Consider the following 24,230-nt stretch of genomic DNA (forward strand, 5'->3'; position numbering starts at 1 on the left):
GTATCATAAGAGATAAAAATAAGGTTGACAGTAAAAGTAGATATATTTTATTGTCAGCCTATTATCAGCATCTATTATCAGGTGATATAACACTGATATTCACACACTTAAATATAATCCTGACAGTTTGACAATAAAACAGGTATAAATCAATAGAAACGATCATAAAATTTTTAATTGGGAAGGGTAAAGAATTTATAAAAGAAAGAAAAAGTTTACTGTTCCCTTAAGAATAAACATCGTTGTAACCATGGTTACAGTAACCACAGTTACTAACACAATTCATTGACTATGAGGTTTTATAATAGGGAAGAAGAACTAAAGGAATTAAAACGAATTCAGCAATCGGCATTTGAGCCGAAGAAGGAAAAATTTGTTGATAGAAGAATTTGGAAAAATTATGGAACCTACTTTTCTATTTTAAGCGCAATTGCGGAGGTAAAAATACAGCAACACCAGGAGAAAAAAGCGTAGGTGACTATCTGAAACAGTACTTAGTCAGGCACGGATTACAGGTTTTCTATGAGCTTAGTACCCCATCACCTGTATTCCGTGCCCAATATAATATCATTGTTGGTTTTCTTCCCGGTCTGTCCGGATAAACTCCAGAAGTCGTTCTACCGCCTCTTCTTCAGGAATATTTTTCTCTACGCACACCTTGCCTTTATAGAGACTGATTTTCCCCCGTCCTGCTCCTACATAACCGTAGTCTGCATCTGCCATCTCACCGGGACCATTCACGATGCATCCCATGATACCGATCTTCAGCCCTTTCAAATGTGAAGTGGCTGCCTTGATACGGGCAATAGTCTTTTCCAAGTCGTAAAGTGTACGGCCGCAACCGGGACAAGATATATATTCTGTTTTGGAGGTGCGGGTACGTCCGGCCTGCAAGATTCCGAAAGCAGTAGCATCAACGACGGCATGGCTCAAGTTACCCTGATTGAACAGGAAGATGCCATCACAAAGACCGTCAAAAATCAAAGCTCCCATATCGGCTGCGGACTTTATCTGCAAATTCTCCGCATCATCTTCCGAATAATGCTGGAAGAAAACAACCGGATTTTGTAAGCCTTCCGTCATTAGTTGATGTACCAGTGCACGGTGCTCACCCAAACGGTTCGGATGATTGCTTTGGGAAACAATCACTACTTCCGGATGATGTTTCAGGCAGGCTATCACTTCATCCGTTTGTGCCATGTAGGGCATAAACAGGAATTTAAGTTCTGCATTACATTCTCCCATTAAAGGCAGCTGTGCATGATTGAATGCAGGCCAGGTTCCGTCTTCTCCCTGCCATACATCCGCATCAAGAATATATTCTACTCCGTCTTCCCGTTGATCGGGCAAGGTTCTTCCGGCATAAATATAGTCCGGTGTGAATTGCGGATTTACCTCTGTCTTCCCGTCCATGCGGTCGGCAATAACCACAGGTACATGTTCACCTCCGATATTACGGACGGCTTTTGTCTTGCGACGTTCGGGAGACAGGTAATTGAATTCCGGTGCTTCCAATCCCGGGATATAAGGATGATCCTGCCTCAACAGAACATAATCCACCAGTTTACGGGCCACCGGGATTTCAGCTTCAGGAGCTTCGCTCAAAGATACCCGAATGGTATCTCCCAATCCGTCACTCAACAGCGCACCGATGCCAAGGGCGGACTTGATACGTCCGTCTTCTCCATCTCCGGCTTCTGTCACCCCGAGGTGTAATGGGAAAGCCATCCCTTCTTTTTCCATGACGTCTACCAACAGGCGGACAGTTTTTACCATGACCACCGTATTGGAGGCCTTGATGGAAATCACCACATCCGTGAAGTTTTCCTCTACACAGATACGGAGAAACTCCATGCAGGACTCTACCATCCCTGCGGGGGTATCGCCATAACGGGACATGATACGATCGGACAGAGAGCCATGATTTACTCCGATCCGGATAGCCGTGTGATTCTCTTTACAGATATTCAGGAACGGGACAAACCGGTCATGGATTTTCTGTATTTCCTGCGCATACTCCTCGTCTGTATATTCCAGTTTTTTAAAAGTACGCGCAGCATCTACATAATTTCCCGGATTGATTCGCACCTTTTCCGCGTATTGAGCAGCCACGTCTGCCACTTTCGGATTGAAATGCACATCGGCAACCAACGGAACCATATATCCCTGGCTACGCAGTCCGATGTTAATATTCATCAGGTTTTCAGCTTCTTTGATGCCCTGGGTTGTGAGGCGGACATACTCTCCACCTGCATCAACAATACGTTTCGCCTGTTCCACACAAGCCTGTGTATCCTGCGTAGACGTGTTTGTCATCGACTGGACACGAATAGAATTGGGGCCGCCCAACGGCACAGCCCCAATATTTACTTCTGTGGTTTCTCTTCGAAAATAATTGAATAGATCCATTAGTTCGTTTTATATTCAAACTTCACTTCTTTCAGTTCTTCGTTTGCTTTTACGATTTTCTTTTTCAGTCCTTCCTTGTAAGCAGCAAAAGCTTCGGCCAGTTTCTCATCGCTCAATGCCAGCATCTGGATGGCAAGGATAGCGGCATTCATCGCTCCGTTGATGGCAACCGTTGCTACAGGAATGCCCGGAGGCATCTGAATGATAGAATAAAGTGCGTCCACACCATCGAGCACGGAACCTTTTACAGGTACTCCGATTACCGGCAATGTAGTGTTAGCCGCAATTACACCGGGAAGGGCGGCAGCCATTCCGGCAGCAGCGATAATTACTTTAATGCCGCGGTTGCGGGCATTCTTCGCAAACTCTTCCACAGCTTCGGGCGTGCGGTGAGCAGAAAGAGCGTTCATTTCGAACGGTACATGCATATCATTCAGCAGCTGTGCAGCCTTCTCCATAACAGGAAGGTCGGACGTGCTGCCCATGATAATACTTACAATTGGAGTCATAGAATAAAAATTAAAAGCCTCTTCACAGCCCTTTCACGAAGAGAGGGGGTTCAGCTACATTCAACTTATATTAGTTATATTTCTGTTTGCACTATCCGTTTACCACGGCTTTATAGGCTTCGGCATCCAGCAGATCTTCTACCGCTTTCACATCAGCCGGCTTCACTTTAATCAACCAACCTTCGCCATAGGGATCTTTATTAACCAGTTCCGGGTTTTCTTCCAATGCTTCATTTTGTTCGAGCACCTCACCTGCTATCGGCAGGAAAAGATCGGAAATAGTTTTCACTACTTCAATCGTTCCGAAAGTTTCACCGGCTTCCAACGTTTCACCAACAGTCGGGATATCGACGAACACAATATCGCCCAATTGTTCCTGTGCATAATCGGTGATACCAACGTATGCAATGTCTCCTTCAACGCGAATCCATTCGTGTTCGTTCGTGTACTTTAAATTCTGTGGAAAGTTCATAATGATTAGTTTTTAGGATTTATACTGTTTTAAAATAAAAATACTCGAAATAAGATGTTACTCACCGGATGAAGTACCAAAAGGGCACATATCAGACCGACAGCAAAACCGGAAAGCACCTCACCCAGCGTGTGATGCCCCAGAACAATGCGTGCAGAGCCCAATATACCGGCAATCAAAATAAACAGGCATAGCCATACGACCGGATTGTAACCGAACAAGGCGCTGAAAGAAATCAAGCCTCCGATCACCCCGCCCATTCCTGCCATGTGCTCGCTCAACTTCCATTTGAGGTTTACTGCAATGCAAATGATAGACACTACCAGAGAAGCAAGAATGATACCAGTCATATACCACGGGATATTCAGCTTACGCATCATCAGCAGACAGAACACATACGAGATGATGGTCAGTAGAATAGGCACATAACGTTTCTTACGTTCACTCAACTCCTGACGGGCAAATCCATTGATTTTACGAAACAGGAAAATGGTAATAGTAGGTGTCAGTATGGTGAAGCAGTAAACGATTCCCAACACTATCAACTTATATTGTATCGGCATGATACGAAGATAAGAAAACAGGAATAACACCAGAAACGATAAAAACGGAATAGAAAATGGAGTAAAGACCATCGAAGTGACTCTCGCCACCTGCAACATCGTCTTATCCGCTATGATATGTTCTCTCTCTCTGTCCATCAGCACTAATACTTAATACTTTATACTTAATACTTTATACTCTCATTTCCGCAGTCTCGCCACGGGGATATTCAGTTGTTGACGGTATTTGGCTACTGTCCTGCGGGCAATGGGATAACCTTTCTCTTTCAATATATCCGCCAATTCATCATCGGTCAGAGGTTTCTTCTTGTCCTCGCCTTCAATACACTCTTTCAGGATCTTACGAATCTCACGGACAGACATCTCTTCGCCATCCTCTGTAGTATATCCGTCGCTGAAAAAGTATTTGAGCGGATAGATACCGTAATTCGTCTGTACATATTTACTGTTACTCACACGGGAGATTGTCGAAATATCCAATCCAGTACGTTCGGCTACATCTTTCAGAATCATCGGTTTCAATAGCGATTCATCTCCTTCCAGGAAGAAAGGACGTTGCAGGTCGATAATCGCCTGCATGGTAGTCATCAAGGTATTCTGACGCTGACGGACAGCATCGATAAATCCTTGTGCCGCATCCATTTTCTGTTTCAGAAACATCATCGCTTCTTTAGATTCCTTAGACTGGTTAGCCCTGTTTTTTGTATGCTCCTCCACCATTTCCGTGAAGTCACGACTCATACGGAGTTCGGGAACATTGCGGTTATTGAGGCTTACATTAATGGTTCCGTCATCATACGTTTCCACCATAAAATCGGGAACTATTTGTTGGAGATTCCTGCCGATTGCTTCTCCTAAAGAAGCACCCGGACGTGGATTCAGTTTGGTTATTTCAGTAATGGTTTCCTGGAAAGTCTCTTCATCAATATCCAGTTTCTTTATAATCTTCTCCCAATGTTTACGGGTGAATTCTTCGTAACATTCTCTGATAATCCTTTCTTCCAGATTCAAGATAGGACTGGGAGTTTTCTCTTCCTCTTTTTTCCGGCAAATCTGTATCAACAGACATTCCTGAAGACTACGCGCACCGATACCTGCCGGGTCGAAGTCCTGTAAGATGCTCAATGCTTCTTCCAGTTCCTCCTCGGTCGATTCGATACCGGCATAAATCGCCAGTTCGTCACAGATACTTTCCAAAGATTTGCGAAGCAATCCGTCATCATCCAATGAACCGATCAGGTATTCCACCAAGTCACACTGGTGCTCTGTCAGGTTGCGTTCACGCAACTGTTCTTTCAGGATTTCATAAAAAGAGGTGGAGTCGGAAAATGGAATATCCTCCGCCTGTTCATCTTTCGAACGGTTGTTCTCTTGCAATTTATAATCGGGAATATCGTCTTCTGTCAGATAGTCACTTAAAGAATCATAGTCATTGGCATCGCTATCCATGCCATCCTCTGCATTGTCGGTATCGGAATATTCATCATCCGCAGCATTCTCTTCCTTACCTTCTTCAAGTGCCGGATTTTCAAGCAGTTCAGCATGGATACGGTCTTCCAGCTCTACTGCGGGAAGCTCCAACAGTTTCACGACCAGAATCTGCTGGGGCGAGAGCGTTTGTACCTGCTGTTGCGCCTGAGATTGTATTTGACGGGAACCTTGTGCCATATTCGTTTTTGCTTTCTACTGTTTCTCGCTACAAAAGTAACTTTTTAACGAGAGATTACACAGATTAGGGAGATAATTTTTAATCCTATAACACAAAATTCGTTATCTTTGTTGCACGAACTTAAAAACTAGGACAATATGTTTGCCAAAGAAACGTATATGCAGCGGAGAGCCCTGCTAAAAAAGAACTTAGGCTCCGGAGTGTTGTTATTTCTCGGAAATGACGAGTGCGGACTGAATTACGAAGATAACACATTCCGTTATCGTCAGGATTCCACTTTCCTTTATTATTTCGGACTTTCATGTGCCGGACTTTCGGCTATTATCGATATAGATGAAGACAAAGAAATTATCTTTGGTGATGAGTTGTCTATCGACGCAATCGTATGGATGGGATCACAGCCGACATTACACGAAAAATGCGAACGTGTAGGCGTAAAAAATCTGATGTCGTCTGCTGACATTGTAAGCTATCTCCATCAGTGTGTACAGAAAGGGAAAGCAGTTCACTATCTGCCTCCTTACCGCCCTGAACATAAGCTGAAACTGATGGACTGGCTGGGTATTCCTCCCGCACATCAGGAAGGTTCTGTTCCATTCATCCGTGCCGTGATCGCTCAACGCAACTATAAATCTGCAGAAGAAATCGTAGAAATAGAAAAGGCTTGCGATGTAACTGCTGATATGCATATTACAGCCATGAAGGTACTTCGTCCGGGTATGTACGAATATGAAGTGGTAGCTGAAATGAACCGGGTGGCCGAATCTAATAACTGCCAACTATCATTTGCTACAATTGCCACTATCAACGGACAGACTCTGCACAATCATTATCACGGAAATAAAGTGAAACCGGGTGATTTGTTCTTAATCGATGCCGGTGCAGAAGTAGAATCAGGTTATGCGGGTGATATGTCGTCTACCATTCCTGCCGATAAGAAGTTCACCACCCGTCAGCGTGAAGTATACGAGATTCAGAACGCCATGCACCTGGAATCCGTAAAGGCTCTCCGTCCGGGTATTCCTTATATGGACGTATATGAGCTGTCGGCCCGCGTCATGGTGGACGGCATGAAGGCGCTCGGATTGATGAAAGGGAATACCGAGGATGCTGTACGCGAAGGTGCCCATGCGTTGTTCTATCCGCACGGATTAGGTCACATGATGGGATTGGATGTACATGATATGGAGAATCTGGGAGAGATATGGGTAGGTTACAACGGCCAGCCGAAGAGCACACAGTTCGGTCGCAAATCGCAACGCCTCGCCATTCCATTGGAACCGGGATTCGTACATACGGTAGAACCGGGCATTTACTTTATTCCGGAATTGATCGATATGTGGAAAGCAGAAAAGAAATTCACTGATTTCATTAACTATGATGTGGTCGAGACTTACAAGGATTTCGGCGGCATCCGTAACGAAGAAGATTATCTGATTACTGAAACCGGTGCTCGCAGACTGGGTAAGAAAATACCTTTGACGCCGGAAGAAGTGGAAGCTTTGCGGTAAAAGCAAACTGTCGGAATAAGACGAGATTATATCTATTACACAATAGCGGAAGTTTTTCATTTATATGAGAAACTTCCGCTATTTTCATCAAAGTACCAAATAATCCATTTCTTTGCACATTTTTTCTACACACTTTTTGCCAAATCTTCCGTAATATTGCATCAGAATTTAATTACTTACTTTTATGCTTAATATAAAATGATGAATTACACCATGAAGAAACTACTTTTATTCGTATGCCTGTTGTCAGTAAGTTTACTATCTGCCGTAGCCGAAAATTATCCTTATAAAAGCGATGTGCTTTGGGTTACTGTCCCCAATCATGCCGACTGGCTTTATAAAACAGGAGAAAAAGCGACGGTGGAAGTACAATTTTATAAATATGGTATTCCGGGAGATAACGTAGTTATCAGCTATGAAATAGGCGGAGATATGATGCCTGCCGATACGAAGGGAAGCGTGACACTGAAAAATGGCAGGGCTGTGGTGCCAATCGGTACGATGAAAGAACCCGGATTTCGTGATTGTCGCCTGAAAGCAACTGTTGACGGAAAAACGTATTCGCATCATGTGAAAGTAGGTTTCTCACCGGAAAAGTTAAAACCTTATACTACTATGCCTTCCGATTTCAATGAATTTTGGGAGAAGGCTAAAGCAGGGCAAAAGGACTTTCCGCTGACTTATACAAAAGAACATGTCGAAAAGTATTCTACGGATAAAATAGATTGTTATTTGGTGAAACTTCAATTGAATAGACGTGGCCAATGCGTCTATGGTTATTTATTCTATCCAAAGAAAGAAGGTAAATTTCCGGTTGTATTGTGTCCGCCGGGAGCAGGAATCAAAACGATCAAAGAGCCTTTGCGTCATAAATATTATGCAGAACAAGGATGCATCCGTTTTGAAATAGAAATACACGGTCTTAATCCTGAAATGAGCGAAGAAGACTTTAAGGAAATCAGCAATGCATTCAATGGCAGAGAGAACGGATATTTAACCAATGGACTGGACAGCCGTGATAATTATTATATGAAACGGGTATACCTGGCTTGCGTTCGCAGCATTGACTTCCTGACTTCCTTGCCAGAATGGGATGGTAAGAATGTGATTGCCCAGGGTGGTAGTCAGGGGGGTGCGCTGGCATTAATCACTGCCGGACTAGACCAGCGCGTGACAGCCTGTGTTGCCAATCATCCTGCTTTAAGCGATATGGCCGGATATAAGGCAGGCCGCGCCGGTGGTTATCCTCATTTCTTCAGAAATTCCGTAGACATGGATACGCCTGAAAAGATGAAGACGATGGCTTATTATGATGTGGTAAACTTCGCCAAACAAATCAAGGCGGATACTTATATAACGTGGGGATTCAACGACGATGTATGTCCGCCGACAACCAGCTACATTGTATATAATGTATTAAACTGTCCCAAAGAAGCATTGATTACTCCGATTAACGAACATTGGACGTCAAATGATACTGAATACGGGCATTTGCTTTGGATAAAGAAACATCTGAAATAATGTTTAGCCCTCTTGTAGAATGACAATATTTAAACGCCGGATAACTGACTTTCATTATCAGTATATCCGGCGTTCAAGCATATTTCTATTAAACTTATTTTAGTTCAAGCCACACCATTTCAGAAACTCGCCCTTCGAAACGGAAGCACAACCTGTAGTAGAATGACCACCACCAAAATATGGATAATCACGATCGGGCACCGCACCTTCGCATCCCCAACCTTCATAATACATATATAGCTTATCTCCGTATTCCAAGACCTCTCCAAACCATATACCACCCTGATCCCAAGTTTCAGCTTCTCCTCTTTTAAAGAATGGTTTTGTATTATTTACTTTTGTCCAATTCAACAAATCATCAGAATAAGCCACATGAAAACGTTCCGGAAAATCAAAATGCCGTGTACTTCCCTGATAAATCATAAACCATTTGTTCACATCTTTCAGACGGAATATACGGGAGCCATTCACTGTCATACAGTCGTGATTGGCCGGTCCACCGCCAGGAGTAAGTATTGTTCGGATTTCAGCGTTATCAAAGCTCATCGGATCCGTAGTAATAGCACAATCTATTTTCATATGTGAACCATTGTCATAACCGTAGCCGTAGAATATATAGTATTTTCCGTCATGAAATATTGCGTCACTGCATCCTACCCCATCACGTAGCATAACAGCATCGCTAAATGTATATCCACCATCTGCCGAGTATCGGCACGCCAGCGATCCGCGACGATCTGCATCAGCTGTACCTCTCACTGCCTGATAGTAGAAATATAGTTTCCCATCTCCGCCCATTACCGGAGCACAATCAAGTAAATGCAGTTCGTCACACGTTCCTTTCGCCCCATGTGGAATAACCGGATTAGTCGGGTATGCTTCCCATCCTCCTACAGGATTGAATGAGCTTGCACTTTGTCGAAAAAGTCCAATCTGGTCATGATATTCATTCATTGCGTCATAGCCGCTTCCTCGTGCATACATCCACCAATTTCCGTCAGGTGATTCTGTCGGAGACAAAATTGCAGCATTGGCAATATGTTCGCACATCCAACGTTCAGCCCCTTGATAGGTCAACACAGGATTAGCTTCATAGCGAGTTAATAATTGTTCAGCCTCATTATTTGGTCCGACAATATCATCAAAATAATATACATCTCCTGCCCCGCCCGCAATGCCGGCATCAAAAACAATCACAATTTTGTCATAAGTCTCATCGGGAAGATTCCATGAAGTAAAGTCAAAAGTCAATGTTTCCCACTGATTGGCTACCGTTGTCTTAACGTTCTGCATCTCTTTACTATCTGCCCCACCGGTACTCTCCAGTTTGAAATAAACAGGACTTCCCACTTTAGGCGAGTAGACTTTTACCGTAAAACGTCCGCCATTCTTAGAGAAATTAAACTTTGAGTTATATCTGGACGTAACAGGTTCTGACCAGATAAGTTCCCATTGGTCACCTGCCGCAACGACTTTTCCACACTTACTGCTCGTATTTATACCGCTCATATGAGGATTATCCACAATGCTATACTCTAGCCGGTCATTGGTACGGAATGTGACAAGTGAGGTTTCGAAATTACAATAATTAATATATTGTTTTTCACCCGGCTCCGGTTCCGGCTCTGTTTTCACACCTGTCTTTTGGCGAATATTATCAAAATACCATTCTTCCCCCGAACCCGTCTCACCAGCATCAAAAAGGATAATCACTTTATCATAGACATTATCCGGCAAATTCAATACCGAGAAATCAAACTCCAATGTTTCCCATTCATTAGCTACTTTAGAAACGACGTTCGAGATTTCCTTAGCATCTGCCCCCAACGAGCTTTCAAGTTTAAAGAAAATATGACCGCCTACTTTGGGAGAACGTACCTGCATGCTAAAACAAGCACCGTCTTTTGTAAAATCAAACTTTTTCGCCAACGGATCAGACCAAATCAGTTCCCACATATCACCTGCAGAAACAACCTTTCCACATTTGTTACTGGCATTGACACCCTCTTTATACGGATTATCAACAATATTATACTTCAACTGGTCATTGGTATGAAATGAAACGAGTGTTGTCTCGAAATTACAAAGATCCACAAACGTTTCCTCTTCAACAGGCGGTTCTACAGGCGGCACAATCGAATTTTGTGCCGTTGTTTCATCGCTACAGGAAAATGCGGTCAATGCCAGTACCCATAAATAGCTTTTTATCTTCATTGTTTTCATTTTCTACAAGTTTATAACATTCATCAATTAGTCGGATAACCCGGATTTTGTTCCAACTTCGGATTGGCCAAACGTTCTTCACGCGGAATGGGGAATAAATTACGATAAGAATCGCTGGAATCATGCAAGAACCATTTCTTTGTAGTAAACTGTCCGAAACGAATGAGTTGTTGACGTCTATGACCTTCCTGACAAAATTCCCAGGCGTATTCCTGTAAAAAACGGTCATCATTCAGTTCGGATACTTTCAAGACCTTGTCACCGGTAAAATCGGTAAAAGCACGTTTACGAACATCATTGATAAGATTTACGATATCCTGAGTAGCCACCTTTCCACCTTTGCGATACATTGCTTCAGCTTTCATGAAAAAGACATCAGCGTAACGGAATAATACAAAATCATTAGCCAGCGTGTTCAAAGCTCCTTTTTTTACTTCATATTTATTGAGACGGGCTCCTGTCTGTTCGCCTGTAGTCGGTATATCATCCCCCTCGAACAAAGGAACATCTTTTGTGTAACAAAGTAATTTTCCCGCATCACGAGGGTCCCAAGGATCGCAATACATAGGAGCACCGGGTGTACCGAACTGCCCTGTATTATCATACAACTGCCCAATCATCCATGATTTCTCAAATCGCTTATCATCAGAATGATAACTATTGGCAAACTCCGGCGTAGCACAGCAGCCACCCCAGAAACCCGTTATAGTGGCGGCATGATACTGATATTTCCAATGTTGTGTCCACAGGTGGGGAAGGAAAGTACCTTCGCCATCATAAATATCATCATTACTGATACCCATAATGATTTCAGGCGAATCTTCATTATTGGTCACAAAAGGAGATTTATAATCTGCCTCCAACTGATATTGATGTGAACCGATAATATCGTCACACAGTCCTATCACTTCATCCCAATAAGTTACTCCCTTAGCTTCCCATACTTCTGCATTCAAATAAACCTTGGCCAGTAGCATGGAAGCAGCATTCTTATCCCAACGACCATAACTTTTATCAGCCAAATGTTCTATATTTTGAGAGATTTCATTCACAATGAACTTAAATACATCCGCACGTTTTGAAGTTTCGGGCAGCCATCCTTCCGGAATATCATATTGAGTTACCAACGGAACATTGCCGAACATATCTATAAGTATGTAATACCAGAAGGCACGCGCTACCTTAAGCTCTGCCATAATCATATCATTATCGACACCGGCATTAGTAAACTCGAATAATAACCGGTTGCAATTGTTGATAGCCGTATAAGCCCTGCGCCAGTTACCCAGGAAATGAGCATCGTCATAAAGCCACTTATGTTGATTCAGTCGAAAATAGATTCCACCATCATACCAGGAGCCTCCACGCTTCGGAGTCACCCACAGGTCTGAACATTCTTCATTCGTATATAGATAGCAGCCGGCTGTATGGGCATCAAAACCACCATATAGCATTTTCAAGTCATTATAGACTTTTCCCAACGCTCCGGGTACATCCTTATCGGTGAAACCTTTAAAATATTCATCCGCCGTAAGTTGGTCATAAACTTCTTCTGTCAGGTCGGTGCATGAGCTGAATCCAATCAAGGAGAGCAGCAAACCGCATATAATCTTTGTACTTTTCATTGTCATTCAGTATTAAAATCCTATTTTTACTCCAAGTGAAAATGTTCTCGTTGTCGGATATCCGGTATAGGAATCCATTCCCGGAGTCAGTCCGTTAAAGTTGACCTCCGGATCTACGCCTTTATATCCGGTAAATGTATAAAGGTTCAAACCCGAAAGATAAACCCGCAAATTCTGTATCACCGAAGATTTCAACTTGAAATTGTATCCTAATGTCACGTTATCGATTTTCACATAGTCGCCATTTTCAATATAGTAGCTTACGTAAGCCGGTGACTTTCTTACATACTGTCCATAAACCTTATCCAGCAAGGTTTTCGGGTAATTAAACTGTGTTCCTTTTTCGAATGTCTCATACAGCATACGATACTGATTCAATATCTGATAGTCAAATGCTCCGCGAAGTGACACCGTCAAATCAAAGTTCTTGTAGGATAATGCTGCTGTAAATCCCGCTCTCATAGTGGGAATACCATTTCCGAGCACAGTACGGCTGCTATTATCGCCATATTCTCCTCCTTCAATAACCCATTCGCCACTTTCCGTCATACCGATACTTTTCCATCCATAAAAATTACCGATAGCTCCGCCTTCTTTTACCAGATGAGTGGATTTTTGTACCGGCGCACCGGTAGAACCTAATTCAAGAAAATCTCTTTGATATTTCTCATTCGAGAGTTTCTTCAATTTATTGGTATTATAGGAAAAGTTTGCTGTCAAATTCAGTTTCCAATCCCGGTTATTAACAACCAGTCCTGATAATACGGCTTCTACTCCGGAGTTTTCTACCGTACCGACATTGGCCAGTGTAGTGGAAGCCAAGTTAGGAGGCACCGGCACATTATAGGTATATAGCAAGTCTCTGGTCTCTCTCCGGTAATAGTCAATAGAACCCGACAGGCGGTTTTTAAACAAGGCAAAGTCCAGACCGATATTTAACTCATGTTTTTCTTCCCACTTCAAATCAGGATTGGCATTTTCAGTCGGAGCCACTGTCCGCACCCATTGCCCGTTTATCAAGACCGGATCACCAAACGCATAACGCAAATGAGATTGATAAGGATTGGTCGGTTCAATACCCGTTACACCATATCCGACTTTTAGTTTCAGTTCATTGACAAATTTAACATTCCGCATGAATTTCTCCTGCGAGATACGCCAGGCACCAGACGCTGCATAAAACAAACCCCACTGATGATTTTTACCGAATTTGCTGGAACCTTCATAACGTAAACTACCCGAAAACAGATATTTCTCATCATAATTGTAATTCACGCGCCCAAAGAAGGAAATCAGTTTGTTCATAAATTTATGTCCGTCCATAGACGCAAGTCCTTCTTTTAACGCCATTCCCAAACCGGGTTTCGCGTAGCCCAAGGCATCTGTCGGATAATTATAATTGTACAAATTAAAATTCTGTTCTTCAAAATCATTATAGCTATATCCTCCAAGTATGCTGAAATCGTGTTGTTTGATTGCTTTAGAATATTGTCCGTACAGTTCTAATGTCTTTGATTCATTATACATCGCTTCACGCCACACTTGTCCATCGTGTATGTCATCGTAATTACGGGTAGCAAATGTTCCGTTATTATTATTGTAAGTCCGCAGGCTTCCCAATGCAGTTAATGACAGTTCTTCTATCGGTCGGTAGACAATCTTACCGGTAGAGGTGAATTCATTCCATTTCAAGTCTTTCTGATATTCATTTATCAATCTTACCGGGTTCTCAACTTCATAGAAAGTAGAATATTTACCTGTATTTGCATCGTAAACCGGATTCGTCGGATTTCCTGTCAGGGTAGCAAAATAAACAGCTCCCTGATCGACTGCCGAACCTTTCACTATCACATAATTGATGTCTCCGCCTACTGACAATTTTCCATCAAAAAAGCTACGGTCCAGTCCTATTTTAAAAGTAGTCCGCTCCTGGTCGGTATTTTTCATAATGCCTTCCCGTTTCCGGTAATTCACACTGGCATAATAATTGGTTTGTGCATCTCCACCCTGCAAGGAGATATGATGAGTATGACTCCAGGCATCGCGGAACACTTTATCTTTCCATACGGTATTTGCCCCTCCATCGTTAATAACGGAAACCAGACCGTCTGTTAATTCCGGCAGTCTGCGGAATTCATCAGGAGAAAGAACATCTATCTCATTAGAAATTTGTTCGAGACTAAGATAACCGTGGTAAGATAGGGTCGCCTTCCCTGTACTCCCTTTTTTGGTTGTAATCAAAATAACTCCGTTCGTTCCCCGTGTACCATAAATGGCAGCAGCCGAACCGTCTTTCAAAACGTCAATCGTTTCAATATCATCTACCGATATATTATTTAATGTACCGGGCACTCCATCAATAACGACAAGAGGCTGCTGATTGCCCGTGAGTGTGGATACACCGCGCAACATAAGCTGTACACCACTATCATTCGGATCTCCCGAAGTAGTATTAATGGCCAAACCCGCCACTTTGCCTTGCAATAACTGAAGCGGAGAAGTGACAGCTCCCTGTACGAATTGATCGCTGTTGACGGAAGATACGGCATTAGTCAAAGTACTTCTTTTGACTGTTCCGTATCCCACCACCACGACATCGTCAAGTACAGTGACGTCCTCCGACATTTTGATCTGAAGATTTGTTTGCGAAGGCGCCACTGATTTTTCTATTGTTACATAACCTATTGAAGAAAACACAAGCACAGGATGTGCACCTGTCAATGTTAACGTAAAAGCCCCGTCGAGGTCCGTGCTGACTCCGTTGGTGGTTCCTTTTTCTACTACTGTCACTCCGGGTAGACCGCTGCCGTCAGCGTCTTTCACTGTTCCAGATACTTTCCTGCCTTGTGCTGATATGCTTACAGCAATCAGAAACAGGAAAACACTTAACATGATTTTTTTAAGTTCCAATGTTCCATTCATATGTACTAGTTTTTGTTAATAAGATGTATTGTTTACTCCGCAAACTTAGACAATTGTACATTTTAGGGGATGGACAATTATTTCAAATGGATGGATAATACATCTAAAGGAGCTATTTATGAGTTTTTTAGCTATTTTCGGGCATTATGCCTGATTCACGCCACTGCTTGGGAGACTGTCCGAAACATTTTTTAAATGCACGGCTGAAATAATAAGAATCAGAGAATCCTACTTCATATGCTATTTCGGCAACTGTCTTATCTGTCTCTATCAGCAAACGGGCAGCATACTTCAAACGTATATTCTGAATAAATTCATTGATAGACTGTCCTGTAATTGCATGCAGTTTACGGTAAAGGGATGCTTTACTCATGCCCAGTTCATTGCACAGGAAATCAACATTAAGCTCCGTATCAGCCAGATGTTTAAACACAATGGCTACAGCTTTATTCAAAAATTCTTCATCTGAATTTGAATGAGTAACTTCCACATTGGACAGGTCAATATCAATTTTATATTTTTGTTTCGCCTTGAAACTATTATAAAGTAGGTTTCTAATTCGCAGTTCCAGCAGAGACAATTCAAAAGGTTTGGTCATATAAGCATCTGCTCCCGACTTATATCCGGAATATTTATAACTATCCTCCGACAATACGGTCATTAAGATTATTCTGATATGACTCGTTTCTATATTACTTTTCAAAGTCTTGCACAAATCGTATCCACTCATCTCTTTCATCTTCACATCACTGACAATGATATCCACTTTCTGTTCTGCAATAAAAGAAATTGCAGCCTCAGCACTATCCACTACCGAAACCTTGAATGAAGCTGATAGATAATCGGTAATAATCTCCCGCAAATCCTGGTCATCCTCCGCAACGAGTACATGAGTACCCTCACACATTTTTATAAATTCCGGTTCGGAGAATTCCTCGTTATCCGTATTCTGATAGGGATTCTCTGAGAAAACATCCAATCTGTAATCTACCACCGACCTGGGAGTTGCCTGTGCCAAATTATCACGAAGCGGTATGGAAAAACAAAAACTGGTTGTCTCTTTGGGCAAAGAGGTTGCCGTGATTTCCCCCTCATGCATTTCTACCAATGACTTCACATAGGAAAGTCCGACCCCAGACGAATATCTGTCATAGGAGCTATTGGTAAAGAAACGCTCGAATATAAAAGGTAATTTCTTCGGGTCGATTCCGTCTCCCGTATTGGTAAGCGTGGTAGTTACCTGCCCGGCATCAGACTTCACTTCAATAGTAATGGTACCGTTCTGATTGGTATACTTATAAGCATTCGACAGAAGGTTATCAAAGATCTTCTCCAACTTATCCGCATCGGCATGAATCATCATATCTCCTTCAAAGCCTTTTATTTCGACATGAATTCCTTTAGATTCAAACATCAGCGTATGTTTATGTAACACAGAGACTATGAACTGTTCGTATTGAATAGGTTCTATATGTAGTTTCAGATGTTCCAACTCTCTGAAGGCGAGCAATTCATTAATGAGATTCAACAGTTTATCTGCATTCTTCTTGATTATATTATAATAATGGTTAGCATTCGACTCCTTCACACGATTCTCCATAAATTGGTTGACAGGACCTAATATGAGAGAAAGAGGAGTTTTAAATTCATGAGATATATTCACAAAGAATTTGAATTTCAATTCATTTATTTCCTGGTCTTTTTTCCTTTCCAGCTTTTCCAATGCAAGTGCATGTTTACTTCGGGCATTGGTAAACAAGAGGAAAATTAAATAAAAGGCCGAGCCTAAAAGAATCAATGTAAACGATAGTTTGGCAGGAAGCCGCTGCCACCAGGGAGGACGAATATAGATATTTAGAGTGCGCTTGTTGTCTGCCAGATTTCCCTCTTTATCTACCGTGCAGATGCTCAACTGATAGTGTCCATAATTCAATCCCGTAAAGTCGATTCTGGTTTTGCTGCCCAATTTGTGCCATTGCCCATCCTGACCGGAAAGTTGGTAGGCAAACTGCGGACGATTGTAAGGTTCAAACACATTACATGTAAAATCCACTCCCCAGGAGGTATTACGATAATCCAGGCATATTTCATCTATGATATTCAAATCCTGATGTAGTACATTGTCTTGCCCGATTGTTTGTTTCTCACCATTAATGTAGAGGTTATTCCACCATATCGGGTAGATATACGAGTCATTTTTTTCCTGTTCCGGTTCTACTACAACTAGTCCTTCAGTACTCCCGAAATAAAGTTTACTTCCGATATTTGCCCCTGCTTTATAATTGAAACGGTTCGTAGGCAGACCGTCATTAATGGTATAATGCGTAAAAAGAGAGAAATCAGGATTACATTTACACAATCCCTGATTAGTAGATAACCAAATCTGATTATTCTTATCTTGCAAAATGGCATATATTGTATTATCACACAAACCATTCTTCTCAGTATATCGGCAAATTGACAAATCGGCAGGATTGATGATAGCAAGTCCGGTATTCTCCGAGCCGACAGCTATCCTACCATCATTCAACTCACGAAGGGTTATATTGTTATAAACTTGTTCCGGCAATGCTACGACTTTGTAATTCTGTGATTTATCTAGTAAAAAGACTCCGTAATTATAAGAAGCAATCCATATATTACCGCGTTTATCTTCTAATAAGTCCCAGACAAAAAGATCGGCAGGTAACTCTACAGCAGCACGTTCAATGGTGTGGGTAACGGGATTATACACACACAATCCGCCAAACTGCGTCCCTACCCAAATCGTACCCTTACTATCTTGCAAGATACAATATACATTATTGTATGAGATACTCTTCGAGTCCTGAATATGTTGCCGGTAATGCTTGAATAAAGAACTACCTTTGGAAAGAAGATTCACTCCACCATAATAAGTGCCAATCCAAAGATTCTGCTGATTGTCAACACAGAGTGAATGTATATTGTTACTGCTGATATTACTATCATCCGTATTTAATATACCGATCAAATCATGGTTCATATTAAGAACAAATAATCCGTAGTTTTCTGTCCCTACAAGAATTTTTTCATTTTCACAAAGAATGGAACTAATGGCTCCCCGTTGAATCGAATAATCCCCTTTATTGGCAGCCACTGTGTGGAAAAGTCCCGAATGAGCATAATGTACATTCACTCCACCAAAGAAAGTGCCTATCCACATATTCTTCTTTTCATCCGCATAGATACAATAAATGGCATTATCAGACAAACCGTCCGTTTGAGTACTTTTGGCATATACATACTCTATTCCTGCCTTAGTACAGAGTGTAATACCTTTTTCTGTTCCTATCCAGATATTACCTTTCGCATCCGCTCCAAAATCACGTACTATGTTATTGGAAAGATTCTGCTTTTCTTCACAATAATGGACGGAACATAGCTTTTTTCTATCCAGCCGGAAAGCACCGTCTCCATTGCTTCCAATCCAAAGGTTTCTGTCTTCATCCTCATACAGCCTATTGATATTCTCATGGCAAGGGAGTTGTTCATAAGATAAGGTTTTAAACTCTTTCCGGTCACGGTCATATTTTGACACCAGCCCGTTTCCACCGCCTACCCACAAGCTCTGGTCTGTATCCAGTAATATGGAATAAATAAGATTAGTGACACGGGCATCTGCCGAATCATACAAGCTCTGATAAACAACATTTGTGCCGGCAGCGATATCCAGCTTATTAATTCCCCGGTCTGTTCCTACCCAAATAATGCCGTCTATATCTTCTTTCATACAAAGTATGATATTGGAAGATAAACCAACGGGAGATTCTTTTTCATCGCTATATCGGGTATATTGATTGGATAACCTGTTATAAAGGTACAACCCGTGATCCGTACCGAACCACAGGTTGTTTTTAGAATCTTCATAAACGAAGTATATTTTTGACCGGAAATCATTCTTCAAGTGTTTGAAGGTATATTCTTCAAAACTATATCCATTATAACGATAGGCGCCATATGTCGTAGAGAACCACATATATCCCCTGCTGTCTTTAAATATATTCCACACCCAGGTATATTTAAGCCCCTCCCCACCGGAGACATGCCTGAAAGACATATCGCCAGCCCAAGTCCTGATATGTAATAATAGTATTATAAATACAAAAACAATACGTAGTTTCATCAATTATCGTGGTTTTATGATCTCATAGTCAAAGATATAAAAAATAGTTATGCAGATTATTTTTTAAGCATACTTTTAAGTGTTATTCCGGGCTGTACTCCCCAATTTGCGGAAATTCTGTAATCCGAAGTGTAGTACATCCATAAGGAATTAATTCGATATCCTCTATTTCCTGGGCAACTTCAGCACCAAACATCACTGTGTATGGCAAAGGACCGGCACTCTTGTTATATGATTTCCAGTTTGGCATCATCCGCGCCTTTGTTTTTATAGTGATAGGGGCATTAGCTACATTCCATGGATAGCCATCTTCCTTATTGACTTCGTTCACTTTACTCAAATCTACTTGATAGTGTTCCTGCATATTCTCTTTGGTAGTTTCAATCAGTGTGTAATTCCAAGGAGTCTTGGCTATATGCTGATAATAACTAAGTCCTTCCGCTCCATTCTTTATTTCCTGTTGTTCCACATCTATTTTAAGTGCATAGACAAGAGGTCCTCTCTCCACACTACGTGAATTTTCTTTCCAAACACTCAACTTTACTTCTGGAGTAAATGTGATATCAAGTTTATCTCCTTTTTTCCACGTTCTCATGATAGTAACCAGATTGTTTGAATCTGCTGTATATGAGACCGGTTCACCATTGACTTTTACCACGTTTCCAGTACTCCATGCAGGTATTCTGAAAACAAACGGGAAAGCTGCCTCCTTACTAATATCTGCTACTGTAAAGGTTATCTGTTCGCCGAACGGGTAACTGGTATCTTCTATTATATGTACGTTTACATCATCACCTACTTGTGTAACTACTTCCGACGGAGCATACAATGTTGCAGCAACACCTTTATCAGCCGTAGCATACCATAAATTTTGTACAAACTTAGGCCATCCCTGATGCATATTTGACGTACAACAAGGATAACCCGTCAATAAGCCAAAACAATTATCTAATCCTGAATGATTGACATCGAAATTCCGCTGATGTTGTGACAGTTCTATTTGGTTTACTTGCTGAAAATACTGCCGGGTCTGAAAATGGTCATCTACATGTGCCGGTAGAGCATTATAGGTCACTTTCTCCAAAAGTTCTGCAAAACGCGGATTACCAGTGATTTTATACATGGTTTCCAAAGAGAACATGAACTCTACAATTCCACATAGTTCTATTCCTTGTGTCGGATCATTACCATGAATTGCCTCATCCACACTGAACATCCCGATAGGATAACCCTGAAAATCACGAAGATCATCAAGGGCTATATCCAAAGCATCCAGATATTTAGTTTGAGGATCTGCTTGATAATATACAATAGGAGTTTTCATACCTTGTGCTAAGTTGACCCCATGTATTGTTCCTACTTTTCTCAACATCTCACGTTTAAGAAATAAATCAGTATAAGGTTCCGTTTGTTCATAAACTAATTTACCCAATGTCAACAGGTCATTATTTCCTGTTATATTATAAAGCCAATATATCATCATCAAATTATCACCGCCACGCATTCTTGCCCAAAATGTCCACTTATCCAGCGGAGTTTCTTTCAGGTTTTTGAGCTGATAGTCGAAGTATTTCGTCATAAAATTTATGACTCTTTGGTCGTTTGTAGCCAAGTAATACTGTTGCAGTATTTTTAGAACTACCATTCTGGGCCACCAATCCTGACAATTATCTCTTTGCAGACCGGCTTCAAAAGGATAATCTTTTTCAGGACCAAAATATCCACTTTCCTTTTGACTTTGTAATGCCCATTCTACCCAAGGTTTCGTCTTTGCAATCAAAGCGGAATCTTTAAGGATATAAGCTAAAGGAAGTAAACCATCAATCCAATAAGGGCCACGCTCCCATTGATCTCCATCTCCTCCGAGCCAGCCATTTCTGTCTCCCATCACTTCCGGATATAAAACATCCAGATTTCCGGTGGCTCCTTCTTTCTGCCTTATCAACATTTCTCTGATCCATCCTTTCGGTGAGATACTTCCCAAAGGCAGTTCTGCAAACTGGTTCATGACTAATGGCGCACGATTGAATCCTTGTTGCGTTGTCGCAACTTTCTCTGTTCGTGTGCAACTGTTGAAGCATAGAAGTGATAAACCACCCACAATGATACCTAAACTAAATAGTTTCATAATATACCTTATCAATTTAATATTAGAATTATGTATTATCACTTTTTTGATAGGAGCAAAAATAGGGCTTATACTTCTGAATGGAATGGATTAACAATTCAATAGGATGGACAAACGGCTCAAAAGGGAAATAACAAAGGTTAAAGAAGAGTTATCAAAGGGGGAGAATAAATAAAAAGCCCTTTGTCTTCCATGAAGAAACCAAAGGGCTTTTTATTTGTTTACTTGTTTTTAATCATTCCATCTGGATGCGGGCAATTCTTTTTTCCCATAACCTTTTTTCCAGGCATACGCTTTTCTCTTCCTGAGATAAAGCGTATCGCCACAATGTTTCATTGCCTCCCAATTAAAGATAGAATGGTGACAGATGATCTTTTCAAACCAATAAAGTATGTGATAAGTCACGAATGGCAGCACCATCCACCACCATGAAAACAAGATTGATAAAATAAGTGCTGGTATCAGGGTTAAAGAAAAACATTCCCAATACTGTCTGGCATGAATTCGGAGTTCCATATCTTCCCAGACTTCCAGATATTTATAGCGGGTAAAGAAAAACCAGCCTAACATAAAATAGTGTTTCTTCCCTTTTCCTAAGAACCACTTTGCTAAAAGACTATTATAAAAAATCATATTCACATTTTTTTTGTTGCATGTAGTCCCTTCTTAACAGCAAAAGTAATCAAAGGTTCAATATTTTAAAGTTTTGCATAACAACCATAACATTCTTTCCCTAAATATCACTCAAATATTGTTTATTTTTGTGTTCCCTTGCTTCACTACAACAAAAGGTTTATTTGTATTTTCTGCAAAGGAAACACAATTCACGAATATATCCTAATTTTTCTGCTTAATATTTAAAGCTGCTTCCTCCTAAAAATTCACGCAACAAAGAAGTAGGCGGAATTTCCTTATCCTGTACCGGAACAAAGTATTTGATAAACTTCAACAACCGGTAGGCTTCGCAATATTCAGGACAGTTACGCGGAACACCCATCAAAATAGGCTCTGCATGCAATCGAAGTACGGCAAACTCAAAAAGCAGCGCTGAATTAAACATGACATCAGCATTCTCCTGATAAGGGAATATCCATTTGTCTTCACCGGCACGTACACTAGGCCAGCGTGATATGGTTTCACGTGCAGAATATCCCCGATAATTAAAGTCTCGGATGATACGGCGCAACAAGCGGTTGTCAGTAGTTGGAATCCAGTTATGGTCATCCAACGAAATAGTGGTCAATGCTGAAACGTAAATCTTGAATTTCCGTTCGGCTGGTATATGCGGTGTCAGTTCCGGATTTAAGGCATGAATACCTTCCAGAATCAGAATCGTATTATCTTCTATTTTCAGTTTATCACCTTTATATTCCTTTTTGCCAAGAGAGAAATTAAAACGGGGCAATTCCACCTCCTCTCCACGAAGAAGCGCCTGCAGCTGTTGATTAAACAATTCCAGATCGAGCGCATAAAGTGATTCATAATCATAGTTTCCGTTTTCATCCAAAGGGGTTTCCTCACGGTCTACGAAATAATTATCCAAAGAGATCGGGAATGGCTTCAAGCCATTTGTCATCAGCTGAATAGAAAGCCGTTTGCTGAATGTTGTCTTTCCCGAAGAAGACGGTCCGGCAATCAATACCAGTTTTACCCGGTTGCCGTTTTCACCACGATGGAAGATAGTGTCGGCTATCTGCGCTATCTTTTTCTCCTGCAATGCTTCCGCCACATTAATCAAGTCAGTGGCATGCCCTTCTTCACAGGCAAGATTAAAATCTCCGGCATTATTAAGCCCCATGATATAACTCCAGTTCAGATATTCTTTAAAGACATCCAGCATTTTTTCCTGCTTCACGACCTCTTCGAGCATATTCGGGTTTTCCCGGCTCGGAATCCGGAGTAGCAACCCGTCATAATACTTCACAATATCGAACAATTTAAGATATCCGGTGCTGGGCAGCAGATTACCATAATAATAATCAATAGTATCACCCAACGTATAATAATAGGTATAAAGAGAACCGGAAGTTTCAAGTAATCTCACTTTATCATTCATCCCCCGCTCACTGAAAACCCGTACCGCTTCCGCCGTATGACATTCAATGCGGTGATAAGGAATATTTTCCGCAATGATCTCCTGCATCCGTTGCTTGATACGCGTCACATCCTCGAGTTCAATGGGGCGTCCAATCCGCAAATTGCAGAAATAACCTTTTGAAACAGGATGTTCCACAAACAATTTTCCCTCGGGAAAGAGTTCCGTGACAGCCTTAAACAAGACAAAACAAAGCGAACGGACATAAGTACGCATACCGGACTGATCTCTCACATCCAGAAACTCTACATCCTTATTGTTATATACCCTGAAATTAAGTCCCTCGGAGCGATTATTGACCTTGGCACTCACTACTTGATAAGGAAAATTAAGATTAAAACCGTAATAAATATCCAAAAGTGAGCTTCCGATAGGGAATTCTTTGGAAATATTGTTATTTTTGCAACATATTTGTAACATCTGTTTCATCGAGTTCGTT

General features: G+C 41.4%; 14 protein-coding genes. 2 read left to right on the forward strand and 12 right to left on the reverse strand.

Features of this window, described 5'->3' with window-relative positions; genetic code table 11:
• Window positions 1–567 precede the first annotated feature (567 nt).
• The 5 genes from H8796_RS02440 to rpoN form a co-directional block, all read right to left on the reverse strand.
• Window positions 568–2,409 carry a 4-hydroxy-3-methylbut-2-en-1-yl diphosphate synthase gene (locus H8796_RS02440; protein WP_008774594.1) on the reverse strand — a complete coding sequence of 614 codons (1,842 nt, stop codon included), beginning with the start codon at window positions 2,407–2,409 and terminating at the stop codon, window positions 568–570.
• Window positions 2,409–2,918, reverse strand: a complete 510-nt coding sequence (purE, locus tag H8796_RS02445) for a 5-(carboxyamino)imidazole ribonucleotide mutase (RefSeq protein WP_004296231.1) — start codon at window positions 2,916–2,918, stop codon at window positions 2,409–2,411. The genes H8796_RS02440 and purE overlap by 1 nt, the downstream gene beginning before the upstream one ends.
• 91 nt (window positions 2,919–3,009) lie before the next feature.
• Entirely contained in the window at window positions 3,010–3,390 is a 381-nt protein-coding gene (gene gcvH / locus H8796_RS02450) for a glycine cleavage system protein GcvH (protein WP_009000195.1), read from the reverse strand.
• A gap of 29 nt (window positions 3,391–3,419) precedes the next feature.
• Complete coding sequence (locus H8796_RS02455) at window positions 3,420–4,091, reverse strand: phosphatase PAP2 family protein (protein ID WP_009000196.1); 672 nt, start codon at window positions 4,089–4,091, stop codon at window positions 3,420–3,422.
• A gap of 42 nt (window positions 4,092–4,133) precedes the next feature.
• Complete coding sequence (rpoN, locus tag H8796_RS02460; RefSeq protein WP_117937156.1) at window positions 4,134–5,621, reverse strand: RNA polymerase factor sigma-54; 1,488 nt, start codon at window positions 5,619–5,621, stop codon at window positions 4,134–4,136.
• Between the two features lie 138 nt (window positions 5,622–5,759).
• Between rpoN and H8796_RS02465 the strand changes: the two genes are divergently transcribed.
• A complete protein-coding gene (locus H8796_RS02465) occupies window positions 5,760–7,133 on the forward strand; it encodes an aminopeptidase P family protein (RefSeq protein ID WP_117937154.1) in 1,374 nt (457 codons plus the stop codon).
• Between the two features lie 213 nt (window positions 7,134–7,346).
• Complete coding sequence (locus H8796_RS02470; RefSeq protein WP_117937166.1) at window positions 7,347–8,654, forward strand: acetylxylan esterase; 1,308 nt, start codon at window positions 7,347–7,349, stop codon at window positions 8,652–8,654.
• Window positions 8,655–8,753: 99 nt separating this feature from the next.
• On the opposite strand, the gene H8796_RS02475 is transcribed toward H8796_RS02470, so the two are convergent.
• The 7 genes from H8796_RS02475 to H8796_RS02505 form a co-directional block, all read right to left on the reverse strand.
• Window positions 8,754–10,877, reverse strand: coding sequence for an exo-alpha-sialidase (locus H8796_RS02475; RefSeq protein WP_233530379.1), 2,124 nt, complete (start codon window positions 10,875–10,877; stop codon window positions 8,754–8,756).
• 23 nt (window positions 10,878–10,900) lie between these two features.
• Window positions 10,901–12,502, reverse strand: a complete 1,602-nt coding sequence (locus H8796_RS02480; RefSeq protein WP_117937164.1) for a RagB/SusD family nutrient uptake outer membrane protein — start codon at window positions 12,500–12,502, stop codon at window positions 10,901–10,903.
• 12 nt (window positions 12,503–12,514) lie between these two features.
• Window positions 12,515–15,424: a SusC/RagA family TonB-linked outer membrane protein gene (locus H8796_RS02485; RefSeq protein WP_117937148.1), complete on the reverse strand. Its 2,910-nt coding sequence runs from the start codon at window positions 15,422–15,424 to the stop codon at window positions 12,515–12,517.
• Between the two features lie 127 nt (window positions 15,425–15,551).
• On the reverse strand, window positions 15,552–19,568 hold the full coding sequence (locus H8796_RS02490) for a hybrid sensor histidine kinase/response regulator transcription factor (protein WP_117937146.1): 4,017 nt from the start codon (window positions 19,566–19,568) through the stop codon (window positions 15,552–15,554).
• A gap of 82 nt (window positions 19,569–19,650) precedes the next feature.
• The gene (locus tag H8796_RS02495) at window positions 19,651–21,696 is read right to left on the reverse strand and encodes a beta-L-arabinofuranosidase domain-containing protein (RefSeq protein WP_117937144.1); all 2,046 of its coding nucleotides are present in this window, start codon (window positions 21,694–21,696) and stop codon (window positions 19,651–19,653) included.
• 231 nt (window positions 21,697–21,927) lie between these two features.
• The gene (locus H8796_RS02500) at window positions 21,928–22,329 is read right to left on the reverse strand and encodes a hypothetical protein (RefSeq protein ID WP_117937162.1); all 402 of its coding nucleotides are present in this window, start codon (window positions 22,327–22,329) and stop codon (window positions 21,928–21,930) included.
• Between the two features lie 217 nt (window positions 22,330–22,546).
• Entirely contained in the window at window positions 22,547–24,220 is a 1,674-nt protein-coding gene (locus tag H8796_RS02505; protein WP_117937142.1) for a nucleoside kinase, read from the reverse strand.
• Window positions 24,221–24,230: the final 10 nt, after the last annotated feature.

It is taken from the genome of Bacteroides sp. M10 (assembly GCF_014334015.1).
Taxonomy (GTDB): domain Bacteria; phylum Bacteroidota; class Bacteroidia; order Bacteroidales; family Bacteroidaceae; genus Bacteroides; species Bacteroides intestinigallinarum.

Coding starts and splice junctions, on each gene's coding strand:
- H8796_RS02440 (WP_008774594.1), bottom strand. CDS start 2,409: ATGGATCTATTCAATTATTTTCGAAGAGAAACCACAGAAGTAAATATT.
- purE (WP_004296231.1), bottom strand. CDS start 2,918: ATGACTCCAATTGTAAGTATTATCATGGGCAGCACGTCCGACCTTCCT.
- gcvH (WP_009000195.1), bottom strand. CDS start 3,390: ATGAACTTTCCACAGAATTTAAAGTACACGAACGAACACGAATGGATT.
- H8796_RS02455 (WP_009000196.1), bottom strand. CDS start 4,091: ATGGACAGAGAGAGAGAACATATCATAGCGGATAAGACGATGTTGCAG.
- rpoN (WP_117937156.1), bottom strand. CDS start 5,621: ATGGCACAAGGTTCCCGTCAAATACAATCTCAGGCGCAACAGCAGGTA.
- H8796_RS02465 (WP_117937154.1), top strand. CDS start 5,760: ATGTTTGCCAAAGAAACGTATATGCAGCGGAGAGCCCTGCTAAAAAAG.
- H8796_RS02470 (WP_117937166.1), top strand. CDS start 7,347: ATGAAGAAACTACTTTTATTCGTATGCCTGTTGTCAGTAAGTTTACTA.
- H8796_RS02475 (WP_233530379.1), bottom strand. CDS start 10,877: ATGAAAACAATGAAGATAAAAAGCTATTTATGGGTACTGGCATTGACC.
- H8796_RS02480 (WP_117937164.1), bottom strand. CDS start 12,502: ATGAAAAGTACAAAGATTATATGCGGTTTGCTGCTCTCCTTGATTGGA.
- H8796_RS02485 (WP_117937148.1), bottom strand. CDS start 15,424: ATGAATGGAACATTGGAACTTAAAAAAATCATGTTAAGTGTTTTCCTG.
- H8796_RS02490 (WP_117937146.1), bottom strand. CDS start 19,568: ATGAAACTACGTATTGTTTTTGTATTTATAATACTATTATTACATATC.
- H8796_RS02495 (WP_117937144.1), bottom strand. CDS start 21,696: ATGAAACTATTTAGTTTAGGTATCATTGTGGGTGGTTTATCACTTCTA.
- H8796_RS02500 (WP_117937162.1), bottom strand. CDS start 22,329: ATGATTTTTTATAATAGTCTTTTAGCAAAGTGGTTCTTAGGAAAAGGG.
- H8796_RS02505 (WP_117937142.1), bottom strand. CDS start 24,220: ATGAAACAGATGTTACAAATATGTTGCAAAAATAACAATATTTCCAAA.